At 59.3% G+C, this 12,369-nt stretch carries 10 protein-coding genes; 5 read left to right on the forward strand and 5 right to left on the reverse strand.

The window, feature by feature from the left end; genetic code table 11:
- Both K7J14_RS13640 and K7J14_RS13645 read right to left on the reverse strand, forming a co-directional pair.
- Nucleotides 1-1,599 (reverse strand): ASKHA domain-containing protein, encoded by a 1,599-nt coding sequence (locus K7J14_RS13640; RefSeq protein ID WP_230757455.1) that lies wholly within the window; start codon nucleotides 1,597-1,599, stop codon nucleotides 1-3.
- Nucleotides 1,596-2,249: a PrsW family glutamic-type intramembrane protease gene (locus K7J14_RS13645; protein ID WP_230757457.1), complete on the reverse strand. Its 654-nt coding sequence runs from the start codon at nucleotides 2,247-2,249 to the stop codon at nucleotides 1,596-1,598. The genes K7J14_RS13640 and K7J14_RS13645 overlap by 4 nt, the downstream gene beginning before the upstream one ends.
- A gap of 65 nt (nucleotides 2,250-2,314) precedes the next feature.
- Here K7J14_RS13645 and K7J14_RS13650 point away from each other — a divergent pair, with 65 nt between their 5' ends.
- Together K7J14_RS13650 and K7J14_RS13655 are read left to right on the forward strand one after the other, a co-directional pair.
- Nucleotides 2,315-2,851: a shikimate kinase gene (locus K7J14_RS13650; RefSeq protein ID WP_230757460.1), complete on the forward strand. Its 537-nt coding sequence runs from the start codon at nucleotides 2,315-2,317 to the stop codon at nucleotides 2,849-2,851.
- Nucleotides 2,844-4,955 (forward strand): putative bifunctional diguanylate cyclase/phosphodiesterase, encoded by a 2,112-nt coding sequence (locus K7J14_RS13655; RefSeq protein ID WP_230757472.1) that lies wholly within the window; start codon nucleotides 2,844-2,846, stop codon nucleotides 4,953-4,955. The genes K7J14_RS13650 and K7J14_RS13655 overlap by 8 nt, the downstream gene beginning before the upstream one ends.
- A 19-nt stretch (nucleotides 4,956-4,974) precedes the next feature.
- Here K7J14_RS13655 and K7J14_RS13660 read toward each other — a convergent pair whose 3' ends face one another.
- Nucleotides 4,975-6,060 (reverse strand): 6-phosphofructokinase, encoded by a 1,086-nt coding sequence (locus tag K7J14_RS13660; protein WP_230757475.1) that lies wholly within the window; start codon nucleotides 6,058-6,060, stop codon nucleotides 4,975-4,977.
- A gap of 87 nt (nucleotides 6,061-6,147) precedes the next feature.
- Between K7J14_RS13660 and K7J14_RS13665 the strand changes: the two genes are divergently transcribed.
- The gene (locus K7J14_RS13665) at nucleotides 6,148-8,325 is read left to right on the forward strand and encodes a putative glycoside hydrolase (RefSeq protein ID WP_230757479.1); all 2,178 of its coding nucleotides are present in this window, start codon (nucleotides 6,148-6,150) and stop codon (nucleotides 8,323-8,325) included.
- A 9-nt stretch (nucleotides 8,326-8,334) separates the two neighbouring features.
- Nucleotides 8,335-9,411, forward strand: a complete 1,077-nt coding sequence (locus K7J14_RS13670; protein WP_230757482.1) for a phosphatase PAP2 family protein — start codon at nucleotides 8,335-8,337, stop codon at nucleotides 9,409-9,411.
- On the opposite strand, the gene K7J14_RS13675 is transcribed toward K7J14_RS13670, so the two are convergent.
- Nucleotides 9,377-10,243, reverse strand: coding sequence for a UTP--glucose-1-phosphate uridylyltransferase (locus tag K7J14_RS13675; protein WP_230757483.1), 867 nt, complete (start codon nucleotides 10,241-10,243; stop codon nucleotides 9,377-9,379). The two genes, K7J14_RS13670 and K7J14_RS13675, sit on opposite strands and share 35 nt — an antisense overlap.
- Nucleotides 10,244-10,290: 47 nt before the next feature.
- Between K7J14_RS13675 and mnmE the strand changes: the two genes are divergently transcribed.
- A complete protein-coding gene (mnmE, locus tag K7J14_RS13680; RefSeq protein WP_230757485.1) occupies nucleotides 10,291-11,703 on the forward strand; it encodes a tRNA uridine-5-carboxymethylaminomethyl(34) synthesis GTPase MnmE in 1,413 nt (470 codons plus the stop codon).
- 17 nt (nucleotides 11,704-11,720) lie between these two features.
- Here mnmE and K7J14_RS13685 read toward each other — a convergent pair whose 3' ends face one another.
- Nucleotides 11,721-12,365, reverse strand: coding sequence for a hypothetical protein (locus K7J14_RS13685; RefSeq protein WP_230757488.1), 645 nt, complete (start codon nucleotides 12,363-12,365; stop codon nucleotides 11,721-11,723).
- Between the last annotated feature and the right edge of the window lie 4 nt (nucleotides 12,366-12,369).

The raw sequence follows: 12,369 nt of genomic DNA on the forward strand, positions 1-12,369 counted from the left end.
TCAGTCGAACTCCAGAAAATCGATAAAAAGGGCGTTGAAGCGCTCGTTTCCGCCCAGCGGAACGGGGACGCTTTTTTCCAGTATAGCATTGAATCGATCGGCCGGGTTGTCTCCGATTGCGGCAAGCCTCGCGCCGCTCAGGGACGCGTTGCCGGCAGGAATTATTCTGCCGCGGCACTCGCGGGGAATCAGAGAAACGCGGAGGGCGGACTCTTCCTTTAAAAATGTCCCGAAGCCGCCGGCGAGATAGACGCGCTCAAGATCTGCGGCTGAGAGGCCGGCTTCTTCAAGCAAGATTCCGATCCCCGCGCGGACCGCGGCCCGGGCGAGCTGAAGCTCCCGGACGTCCCCGGAGGACAGGGACAGAGCAGAGCCGCCGCCCAACAAAACTCCGCCGGCGCAGGCGGGAGCGAGGGAGCCGTCGGGGCGCACCAGGCCGGCGTCGAGGGCGCAGGCGAGAAAATCGACGAGGCCCGAGCCGCAAAGCCCCGGCGGAGGAGGAAGTTCCGCGCCGGCGGGAAAAGAGCCCGCCCGTTTCCACGCGAAGCGGCTCCCATCCAGGCGCACCTCCGCGACAGATTCGGGAACGGCCGCGACGCCGCAGGAAATACGCCCTCCCTCGAACGCCGGTCCCGCCGCCGCGGACGCGCAGAGAAAGCGGCCGCCGGAGGCCAGAACCATTTCCGCATTCGTTCCCAGATCGAGAAACAGAGAGGGAGGACCGTCCGGGTCGAGCCCGGCGGCTGCAAGTCCCGCGACGATGTCCCCGCCGATAAAGGCTGAAAGGCAGGGAACAAAAGTAACGGCGCAGTCCTCGGCATATTCCGAAGGAAGGCCGGGAAATAGCGCGCGGGCGGGAAGATCGGGAAAGGAGAGGGCCGCGGGAACAAAGGGAGAAACGCCCAGACCCCGGGCGTCGAGGCCGAGCAGGATGTGAGTCATCGCGGTATTCGCCGCAATCCCTATTTTCACGATTCCGCCTTCGGCCACATCGATTTTTTGCAGCAGGCGGCCGAAGGATTTTTCAAGATCCGCGGCGAGGGATGCCTTCATCGAAGCGGCGGCATCGACTCCTTCCCCTCCCGCCCGGGAGAGCGCTTCGATGCGGGAAAGCACGTCGGCGCCCCATTTCCGCTGAGGATTCACGAAAGAATCCGAAGCGATCGGCTTGCGGGCGCCTCTATCAAGCAATTCTGTAACGATAGTCGTCGTTCCGACATCGACCGCGACGGCAAAACGGGAAATTTCCGGCAGCTCGGATTCAGCGGACGCTGCTCTGTCCCCATCAGGTTCGGGGCACCCCGATCTCAGGGCCATGTCGGCTATGCCGGACTCGTCGATTTCCGGAATTTCGACAGCGAAACGCCCGGCCGGTACGCACAGGCAGGAAAGGCGCCACCCGGAGGCAAGCTCCTCTGCCGAGAAGCGCTGAAGATCGGCGGAGGAAGGAGGCGGCAGGGCCGATGACCCGGCAAGTTTGACGCGGCATGACCCGCATACGCCGGCGCCGCCGCAGCGGGCAGGAGGCGCATCAGGGCCGAGCAGGGCGCGAAGCGTCGAGCGGCCGTCGCCGTCTATGAAAAGGGTCTTCGATTTCACTCGCCGATCTCCCGATCAAGGCCGCCAGAGGCAGAGACCCTGCGCGCGCGAAATGCGGCGAGCCAGGCGAGCATAATGAGAAAAAGCTGAAACGCCAAAGCCGCGCGGCCGAACCCGGCAGCGAAGGAATAGGCTCCGTGGATGGAAACCGCCGCGGCGAAGCAAAGAAGGCCGGGCGTTTTTCCGGGAGACAGGGCGCGCGAGGCAAGGAGACCGCAGGCGATATGAAGGGGAAGAGCGGTGAACAGCCGTATAAGCTCGACTCCCGGATACAAAAGACCGTAGGCAAGGGTTTCAAACGCGGCGAAAGAGGAAGAAACCAACAGAGCCGCGGTCCAGGGATTCTCGTCCCTTCGGCGTCCGCGGCTGCCTGATGCCCGTAGAACGACGTAAAGCCCGAACAACTTGCAGGTTTCTTCTATAAATGAAGCGGTAATAAAGGCGCGGAAAAAGGGAGAGCTGATACCTGAAACGGCAGGACCGAAAGAAGAGAGAGCGCTTTGCAGCAGGGATGCCGCGGCAACCATGGCGAGAGCCGCGAGAACGCCGCCGATTCCCCGGGACAGGCTCATCAGATTCCGACTTCTCAGAACGGCGATAATCAGGAATACAGGGAAAAAGACAGCAAGGAAGAGAATGAAAACGGCCATAATTAAAAAAAGGATATCCGGTGAATCTCTTTATTACAAGCTGTTTTTACGGTATAGTCCACGCGATGAAAGACTACGCCCACATCGTCCTGATGGGAATGAAGCATACCGGAAAAAGCACCGTCGGCGCCCTGCTTGCGGAGAAACTCGGCCGCTCGTTCCGGGACGCAGACACGGTGATTGCCGAACTCGCAGGCCTTTCTCCCCGCGCCCTCTACGACCAGGGAGGAGCCGACCTCATGCAAAAATGGGAGACCGAGGCTTGCCGCGAGCTGGCGAAAACGGCAGAAGCGCTGGTTATCGCGACCGGCGGAGGCCTTTCGGACAATGCGGATGCCGCCGAAATCCTTTCCGGGCGGAGTTTGATGATCTGGCTGGATACGCCGTTTCACCTCCTTTTTTCCCGGATCGCAGCGAGCGCGGAACGGGACGGACGGCTTCCCAAATTCCTGGAAGGCCCGAATCCCGAACTCCTGTTTCAGGAACTTTTTTCCCGACGTTCGGGAATCTATGCTACAATGGCTGATGTGGTAATACATACGGGGGCACGGATGCCGCCGGAGATCGTCAACGAAATAATGGATTATATCAGCAATGAGTAGAGAGAGCATTTTTATAGTCGAAGACGAGCGGATTATTGCAATGGATTTGCAGCATCGGCTTGAACGCATGGGCTACAGGGTGTGCGGCTCGGCCTCGGACGCGAACGCGGCCATCCTGGGAATCAGGGACTTGAAGCCCGATCTCGTTCTCATGGACATCGTTCTCCAGGGGCCTATAGACGGAATCGAAATCGCCCTGACAATTAAAAACGAACTCCGGATACCGGTAATATTCCTTTCAGCCTATACCGACAACGCAACGATCGATCGTGCCAAAGAAGCCGGTCCGATGGGCTTCATCCTGAAGCCGTTCAAAGAGCGGGAGCTCGCGACCGTCATCGAAATGGCTCTCTTCAAAAGCCGCGCGGACAACCGCATCAGGGAGAACGAACAGCTTTTTTCCGCGATATTAAAATCCACCACCGACGCGATACTCGTCGTGGATCAAGAGAAGCGCATCGTATTTCTCAACCCGGAAGCCCAGGAAATTCTGGAGACGACGGAAGAAGACGCGCGGACAAAGCGGGTCGAAGATTTCTTCACTCTATCTGAAATGGAATCGGGAGAACCCTTTCCCCTGCCTACTCTCTCGGAAAACCGCAAAGTCCTGAAAATCAGGAATCTCCGCCTCACCAACCGGAACAACAATTCCTATGTCGTCGAAATGACCCTGAACCACGAACTTTCCCCGGAAAGCGGTGCGAAAGGTTCGCAATCCGACGGTTCTGCGGGAGGAACATCCATTCTCTCGTTCAAGGACATCTCGCGGCTTCATGAAATGACGGACGCTATCAAGTACCAAAGCAGCCACGACACGCTCACCGGTCTTTTGAACCGGAACGAGATCGCGCTTCGCCTCAACGAAGCGATTTCCAGCCCCGGAGCAAGGGCGAAGCCCGCGGAAGTCCTGTTCATCGATATCGACCATTTCAGGGTCGTAAACGATTCCTGCGGAACCCAGGCCGGCGACCGGCTGCTTCAGGAAACAGCCCAGCGGATCAGGGCCTTCATGGGCGCGCAGGATTACGCCGCTCGCTGCAGCGGAGACGATTTCATACTCGTCCACTTTCCCGATCCGGATAACCCTGAACGCTTGGGATCGGTCGCGCGCGACACCGTCGACATCGCGCAAGGCCTCATCATGGAAACGCGAAAAGACCTTTTCAGATGGAACGGAAAGGAATATCCGATCAGCCTGAGCATCGCAATCGTTCCCCTCGACGGAACATTCCATACCGAACACGACGTCATGATCGCCGGAACGCAGACGGTGTACAACACCCACGAATCCGGAGGAAACCACTATTCGGTGTTCTCCCAGGGATCTACCCAGATTAAGGCGCGCGCATCGATCAGCGAATGGATCACGCGCATTCACGAAGCGCTCCGGGAAAACCGCTTCCGCCTCTTTTACCAGCCGATTCTCCCCCTCGAAGCGACGAACACGCAGCACAAACTGGAGATTCTCATCAGGATGATCGGAGTCGACGGCGAGATAATCCAGCCGGGCGAGTTCATACCGATCGCCGAACATTACAATCTCATGCCCGCGATCGACCGATGGGTAATCAGGGAAAGCTTCGCCGCCGTCGCGAGAATCCAGAAAGCAAACGGACCGCTGGCGAAGTCGATCTTCTGCATCAACCTGTCGGGATCGTCCCTTCTGGACGAAAGCATCATCGGCTACATCATGGAAAACGCGGAGGAAACGGGAGTATCCCCGGAGTGCATCTGCCTGGAAGTCACTGAGACCAGCGCGATATTGAATCTCGGTTCGGCGTCCCGCTTCATCACCATGCTCAAGGAACAGGGTTTCACCTTCGCCCTCGACGATTTCGGCTCGGGATTTTCATCCTTCAACTATCTCAAGAATCTGCCGGTCGACTATCTCAAGATCGACGGCTGCTTCATCCGCAACATGGACAGGGACGAGGTGGACTACACGATGGTCCAGGCCATTTCCAGCATGTGCAAGGTTTTGGGGTTGAAGACGATCGGAGAATTCGCGGAAAACGACACCATCATCGGACAGCTCAGGACTATCGGCGTGGACTACGCCCAGGGATACGGCATTTCAAAGCCGGTGCCCCTGGAAGAAGCCTGAAAATCCGGCAACGCCTGCATCAATCTCCCAGACAGGTTCCCACATCCCGCGCCGTTTCGATCATGCGGTGATCGACCGGGACCGATTTAATCCGGTTCGCGACGTTCTCTAGCGGCACCCCGACAAGGCGATTATCCTGAAGGGCGACCATCTTTCCGTAATTGCCCTCGGCAAGCATGTTCGCCGCGGCCGTTCCGAACTGGGACGCGAGAACGCGGTCGAAGGCTACGGGAGTGCCTCCCCGCTGCAGGTATCCCAGAACCGTAACCCTTGATTCAAGACCGGTCGCGTCCTGGATTTCGCGCGCGACGCGGTATCCGATCGAGCCGGACATCTGCTCGCGGGCCTTTTTGAAAGCTTTTTTATCAAGCCGCGACTCCTCCACCGAGCGGGCGCCTTCGGCGACCACGACGATGGAAAAGGTCTTTCCCGCCCGTCCGCGGTTTTCCAGATGGCGGGCGATGCTCTCGATGTCGTAGGGAATCTCGGGCAAGAGGACGACGTCTCCGCCGCCGGCTACTCCGGAATACAAACTCAGCCAGCCGGCTTTATGTCCCATCACCTCGATGACCATCACCCGGTTATGGCTGGAAGCGGTCGAATGCAGGCGGTCGATGGCGTCGGTTGCGACGGTGAGGGCGGTGTGAAAGCCGAAGGTGATGTCGGTTTCCACGATGTCGTTGTCGATCGTCTTGGGAAGGCCGATTACATTGAGGCCTTCCTTCGCCAGCAGAGAGGCGGTCGTGTTCGTGCCGTTTCCGCCGAGCGTTACAAGGCAGTCGAGCTTGTTTTTCTTGTACGTGTCGATGATCATTTCAACGGCGCAGGGGCCGGTTCCCTCGCACCAGTTTTTGTCTTTGAACGGTTTTTCACGCGAAGTTCCCAGAATGGTGCCCCCCTGGGCGAGAATGCCTGAAAATTCGGAGGGATTCAGGACGCGGGACTTGTTCTCGATTAAACCGCGGTACCCATGCTCGAAACCGATGACCTTCATGCCGTAAATATCGATGGCGGTCCGGCACACGCCCCTGATGGCGGCGTTCAAACCCGGAGCGTCTCCGCCCGATGTCAAGATACCGCATATTTTGGTCACTGATTTTTGCATCCGACGTTCCCCCTTGGTTCCAGTCACAGCGTAAACCGGATCGCAGGCTTTTTCAATACGAAAATATCTGGTATCCTCTTTACCGATATGAAATTACCCCGCCCCTTCCTGACCGCAGCCGCGACTGCGGCTCTTGCCCTGTTGGTATCCGCCCCCCTTCACGCCCGGACAGAATTTCTGGCCGGAACAGTTTCGGGACTCTACCGTCTCGCCGCAAGCCAGGCAGTCAGCCTGTGGAAAGGCGGCGAGGTGCGGAAAATCATGAAAACCCCGGACGCATGGTACATCCTTACCTCCGCCGGAGTATTCCGCAGCGCCGATCTTGCCGCGTTCGAAGAACGGAACTCGGGCCTCCCCGTGAAAACGATAAAAATTCCCGGACCCGAAGGAAAAACCTTCGCCCGGGAAGTGCAGGAGCTCAAGGACCTTGAAATCCATCCGCTCAAGCCCGAGATTATGGTCACCGCGACCAAGGACGCCGTGTATCTGACGAGAGACGGCGGACTGAACTGGAAAAGCCTCGGGCTCAGCGCCGCTACCGCAGGCGCAAAGGCAGTCGCCGTCGGAGATTTTACGAATTCCGCCGGAGTCCCCGCGCTTACGGTGTTCATGTCTCATCCGATCTACGGAATTTCCTGGAAATATCCCGACTCGGGATCAGCGGCATGGACGGACATGAACGGCGGGCTCGAGAAAGTCCCCACGATCAAATGGCCGGACGAAGTCTCCGACCTCGCCGTCGTCGTCCAAAACGGAAAAACGGTTCTCTACGCGTCTCAAACCTTCATGCCCCGGTTGTACCGCCTCGACTGGACGGCGCGCAGCTTCGTCCAAATATGGAAGGGCGCCGCTCCCGCCGACACCGTGGACGGCCTATCGGTCACTCCGCAGGGAATCGTCTTTTCCGCTCCGTCAGGAATCAGGGAATTCAGGCAAGCAGGGGAGCCGTTCTCTCAAGGCTCGGCGTCCGCAGGAACAGCGGAACAGCTTCCGCTCTGGGACCCCCAGCTGATGCTCGCCCCGGAACAGCTCCTTTCCGCGTGGATTGCGGAATCCTGGACCGGAGGCAGGGGCCCCGTCTCGCTCAGCGAACTCTGGCTCCGTCAGCCCGAACAGGTGATTACCCCCCACTGGAAGACGGCGAACGGAAAAAAGGGAAACTATCTTCCCGTTCATCAGGTCGTCTCGTCCGACGGCTACGACGCCCATCTCAAAACGCTGAAGGACAACGGGCTGAACATGCTCGTCGTCGATATGAAGGACGATATCGGAACCCTGCGGTACGACGCGAAGGACCCGCTCGTACTTAAAAAGGCGCGCGTAGGCAGGGGAATCCAGCTTGAGCCCTTTACCGCGAAGGCGAAGGAAAACGGCATATGGCTCGTCGCGCGCATCGTCGTGTTCAAGGACAAGTCGCTCGCGTCCTGGGGCGGCCAGCGCTATGCGGTGTGGGATTCCAAGGAAAACAAGCCCTGGCAGGGATACGAAAACATCGTCAAGAAAATTCCCGCTTCGGCCGACGGAAGCGAAGCTGAAAAAACGGAAACAGTCCGCAAATATTACGAAGAATACTGGGTGGACCCCTACAGCGAAGAAGTGTGGGAATACAACGTCGCCGTCGCAAAGGAGCTGATCGAGCGGGGCTTCGACGAAATCCAGTTCGACTATATCCGCTTCCCGACCGACGGAATAAATCTTTCGCAGGCGGGATACCGATGGCAGGACAAGGGCATGGACAAGGAAAGCGCCCTTATGTCGTTCCTGTCCTACGCAAGGAAGGAGATAAACGCTCCCGTTTCAATCGATATTTACGGAGCGAACGGATGGTACCGCACCGGCGCGCGAACCGGGCAGGACGTCGAGCTGCTCGCGCGCTACGTGGACATCATCTGCCCCATGTTCTATCCCAGCCACTTCGAGCAGGGCTTTCTCGCCCAGTCTCCAGCGGAGGAACGGCCGTACAGGATCTACTACTACGGCTCCTACCGCAATACGATCATTGCGCGAAAACACGCCATCGTCCGCCCCTGGGCGCAGGCCTTCTACCTGAACGTATCCTACGACCGCGCATGGTACAATCAGGATTACGTGCAACGCCAGGTGTTCGGAACGCGGGACTCGGTCGACCGCGGCTACATGTACTGGAACAACTCCGGCCGCTACGGGGACCTCAGGCCGGACATCTCGGCCGAAACAAGCTATCCCTGGCCGAGCCCCGAGGCCGCGTTCAGCAAGGGCAGGGCGATTTTCTCGAATCCGAAATAGGAGACGCGCATGGAACCGTCGATCATAAGCGCCGCCGACCCGCTGTCGAGCGCGGCCTCAGCAGCCCTTCATCCCGTTCATGAATGGGGAATATCAGTTATTCGAGCCGTTCAGGAATTCGGCGGACGGCCGCTTGAACTGATCGCCGAGGCGTTTTCCTTCGTCGGCGGACCGGCTGTATATATTCTGATAATCGCCGCGCTCTATTGGTGCGTCGACGAACGCAAAGGATACGCGGCGGGCCTCGTGCTCTTCGTCTCCAACGGCGTCAACATCGCCTTAAAAGAATCCTTCCGCGTTCCCCGGCCGTTTTCCCATGATCCTTCGATAAAACTGATCGATGAAACCGGCTGGTCGACGCCTTCCGGCCATTCGCAAAATTCCGCGGCCTTTTGGCCCTTTCTTGTTTTTTCCCCGAAGCGTAAATCGGCGGGAACCGAAACCGCTGCCGGCACAGCCCTTCCGGACGGCGTAAAGCGCGCGGGACTCCCGCCCGTCGCCGGTGTTCTCGCGGCAGTCGGTCTCCCTCTTCTGATCGGCCTAAGCAGGATCGGTCTCGGGGTGCACTACCCCACCGACGTGCTCGCAGGCTGGCTGGCAGGAGCCGCGATATCTGCGGCTGCCCTCTTCGCAGTTCCGGCGCTAAGGCGCAACCCCGCAGCGCTCCGCCTTGCAGACGCGCTCGCCCGAAGCGCCGCTCGTTCGGGAAAGTCGATGCGGAGCTTCCGGCTCTCATTCGCCGCGGCCGCAGCACTTCTGCTCAACGCCTTTTCCGCCGGAGACGCCTCGATGGGCGGCATGATTTTCGGCTTCGCGGCCGGGCGGATACTGCTCACCGATACCGGAAAAACAGGAGCCCGCTTCACCGCCGCGGAGGGAAGCTTCGCGAAAAAAACAGTCCGGTTCGCTTTGGGGCTCGCCGGACTCGGTTGCATCTATGTCGGATTAAAATTCGTTTTCCCCGGCGAAGGAAGCCGCTGGTACAGCCTCTTCCGTTTCGTCCGCTACGGACTCGCCGGAACGTGGGCGACCTGGGCCGCCCCGCGCCTTTTTATTTTGACCGGTCTTTCACGAACCGATCGATGACGGCGCGCAGCTCGGGCTGGGTATCGGCGTAGCGGAGAACCGCGTCGAGATATCCCGCCGGCTCGCCGGTATCGAGCCGGTCGCCCTCTGTTCTGCAATACACGACCTTTCCGGCGGCCATCAGCTTGTTCAGGGCGTATACATGAAAGTACTCGCCCGGCGTCTTTCCCGCCTTTTCAGCCTCGGCGACATGAAGAGCCCAGCCTTCGGCGAGATGCTCGAAAAACTCCGGAGCGTACAAATACCGTCCGATCGAAACCTCATGGCTCGGCTCTTTGCCGGGCGCCGGTTTTTCGACTATGCCGTTCACATGCTTTCCGTCGGCGGCGATCGACAGGACTCCGTAGCGGGACACGTCGCCGCTTTCGTGCATCGATGCCATCACCGAGCATCCGGTGAGTTCCCAGGTCTTTATCAGCTGGGCCGCGAGGGGAACATTTCCCATGTGCAGATCGTCCGGATACGCGACGACGCAGGCGTCCTTACCGATCCATTCCTTGACCTGAAGCAGAGCGTGGCCGGTGCCCATCATTTTCTGCTGGCGAACGAAGGCGATATTCGCTTTCGGCGGCTCGATAGCCTCGAGCTGCCTGGTTTTTCCTTCGCGGAGGAAGACGGACTCGAGCTCGACCTCGCGGTCGAAATAATCTTCCATCATTTTCTTTCTGCGGGAAGAAATAATGACGATGTCGGTAATTCCCGAGTTGACGAATTCATCGATGATGAATTGAATCGAGGGAATGGTGACGAGGGGAAGCATTTCCTTCGGGATGGTTTTCGTTACCGGGAGAAACCGGGTGCCGTAACCTGCGGCTACAATAATTCCTTTCATACCGGCGATTCTATCATCCCCCGCACCATTTCTGCTATACTTTTTCCATGAAGCCATCTGAATACGCATTGCATGATCCGATCGCGGCGATCGCCACGGCCCTTGTTCCCTCAGCCCTCGGCATTGTCCGCACGTCGGGCGCGGGCTCTATCGAACTCGCCGCCGCGGCGTTTTCCCGGTCCGAAGCCCTTCTCAAGGCGGAGGGAAACACCCTTGTCCACGGCTGGATTCTCGCCGAGGACGGCAGCAGGATCGACGAAGTAATGGCGGCCGTGTACCGCGCGCCTCGAAGCTTCACCGGCGAGGATTCCGTGGAATTCACCGGCCACGGCGGCCCGGCGGCGGTTCTCGAAATATACAAACGCCTCCTTCAAGCGGGATTCCGCGGAGCCGAACGGGGAGAGTTCACCTTCCGCTCCTTCGTCCACGGCAAATGCGATTTGACCCGGGCGGAAGCCGTGAGGGAAATCATCGAGGCCAGAACCGGCGGCGCGCGAGGCCGCGCGGCAGGAAGGCTTTCAGGATCGCTCGAGCGGGAAATCGAAGAAGCGCGGAAGATCATCCTCTCGGCCCTCGCGGCCATAGAGGTGGAAATCGAATATCCCGAAGACGAAGAAACGACGGCGGGAGCATGGGATCCCGCATTGACGACGGCCGCCCTCGAGAAGCTGAAAATTCTTGAATCGACCTGGAGTTCCGAACGCTTGTACCGCGAAGGAGCCCGTGTCGTGATCGCCGGAAAAACGAACGCAGGCAAATCGAGCCTTTTCAACGCCCTCTTGAAAGAAGAACGGGCGATTGTTTCAGATATACACGGCACAACGCGCGACTGGCTCGAATCCGGCAGCGACTTCGCCGGAATCCCGGTAAACCTCTACGACACCGCGGGCATCCGCCATACCGCCGACGCGGTCGAAGCGGAAGGCGTGCAGCGTTCGCTCAATCTCGCGTCCGAAGCGGATGTTCTCATATACCTCGTCGACAGCACTGCCGGCATGACGGCAGAAGACCGGGCTCTTCTGAACGAGGGCATCCAGGGCGACGCGACCGGATCGAAGGCGCCGGTTGTAATCGCGTGGAACAAGGCCGACAAGCCGGGAACCCTGGCGCCTCCGGAACCGGGGTCTCTCGGAGCCGAAACGCTGGTGCAAATCAGCGCGAAGACGGGAACCGGGATTTCGGACCTGGTACGCGCGGCGGCTGGGATATTGATGGAAAAGGCCGGAGGAGCGACGAGGACGAACAGCGCCGCACTGGGAAGCGAACGGCAGAAAGCCGCCGTGCATTCAGCGGTTCTTGCGCTCGATCACGCGTTCAGGGCGGCGGAACAGGGATTTCCGATGGATGCGATCGCCCAGGATCTGGAAGACGCGCTCGGAGCGCTCGGAGAAATCACCGGCGAAACGACGCCGGCCGATATTCTCGATGAAGTGTTTTCAGGATTTTGCGTCGGAAAATAGGCGCTGTCCCCGGACGGTCAGAACTTTCCGAACAGGGGCCGGGAACCGGACTTTATCCAGCGGGCTCCGCCCCGTTCCGGCGCGGCGGACACGAGCCGCTCGGCCAGCCATTCGGCGTCTTCCGCAGGATTTTCGCCTTCCAGGCGGACGAGCAGCGTTTGCAGGCCGCCCTTCGCCGAAGCGCCGAACGCCTCGGCGGTCTCCTCCGCAAGACGGCAGAACGCCGCTTCCAGCATCGCAGCCGCCTTCGCCTTGGAGGGAGAAGAGCCGGCTCTCTGTACGAACACCAGCTTTCCCCGGTTCTGCGCGCGCAGATGCTCTTCCATAACGGCAGAAAGAAGAAAAAGGCCCCTGTTCCATTCTTCAAGGAAGGCGGCGGATTCCTCCAGCGATACGCGGGCGCAGGAATCTTCGGTTTCAGGGCCGTCGTACACGAACACGACGCTGTCTACTGATTCGCAGCGGTTTTTCATCGATACGCTCACCGTTCGCGCGGAAAGAAGCGAGAGACGGTTCCAAAGAATCGTCCCCGGAGCGGGGCTTTCATGCACATGCGCCGCCGAGGCCGTCAAAAAGGCCTCGCCTCCCCGGGAGCGGAGACTCTCGGCCAACCGCAAGGAAAAAGAGCTTGAACTGTCGGATATCAGGGCTGAATGGCTCATACAG

Origin of the sequence: Teretinema zuelzerae (assembly GCF_021021555.1) — a bacterium.
Lineage (GTDB): Bacteria > Spirochaetota > Spirochaetia > Treponematales > Treponemataceae > Teretinema > Teretinema zuelzerae.

What these genes read in the sequence shown, in the direction of transcription:
- K7J14_RS13645 (WP_230757457.1), bottom strand. Translation starts at nt 2,249, where the DNA reads ATGGCCGTTTTCATTCTCTTCCTTGCTGTCTTTTTCCCTGTATTCCTG.
- K7J14_RS13650 (WP_230757460.1), top strand. Translation starts at nt 2,315, where the DNA reads ATGAAAGACTACGCCCACATCGTCCTGATGGGAATGAAGCATACCGGA.
- K7J14_RS13655 (WP_230757472.1), top strand. Translation starts at nt 2,844, where the DNA reads ATGAGTAGAGAGAGCATTTTTATAGTCGAAGACGAGCGGATTATTGCA.
- K7J14_RS13660 (WP_230757475.1), bottom strand. Translation starts at nt 6,060, where the DNA reads ATGCAAAAATCAGTGACCAAAATATGCGGTATCTTGACATCGGGCGGA.
- K7J14_RS13665 (WP_230757479.1), top strand. Translation starts at nt 6,148, where the DNA reads ATGAAATTACCCCGCCCCTTCCTGACCGCAGCCGCGACTGCGGCTCTT.
- K7J14_RS13670 (WP_230757482.1), top strand. Translation starts at nt 8,335, where the DNA reads ATGGAACCGTCGATCATAAGCGCCGCCGACCCGCTGTCGAGCGCGGCC.
- K7J14_RS13675 (WP_230757483.1), bottom strand. Translation starts at nt 10,243, where the DNA reads ATGAAAGGAATTATTGTAGCCGCAGGTTACGGCACCCGGTTTCTCCCG.
- mnmE (WP_230757485.1), top strand. Translation starts at nt 10,291, where the DNA reads ATGAAGCCATCTGAATACGCATTGCATGATCCGATCGCGGCGATCGCC.
- K7J14_RS13685 (WP_230757488.1), bottom strand. Translation starts at nt 12,365, where the DNA reads ATGAGCCATTCAGCCCTGATATCCGACAGTTCAAGCTCTTTTTCCTTG.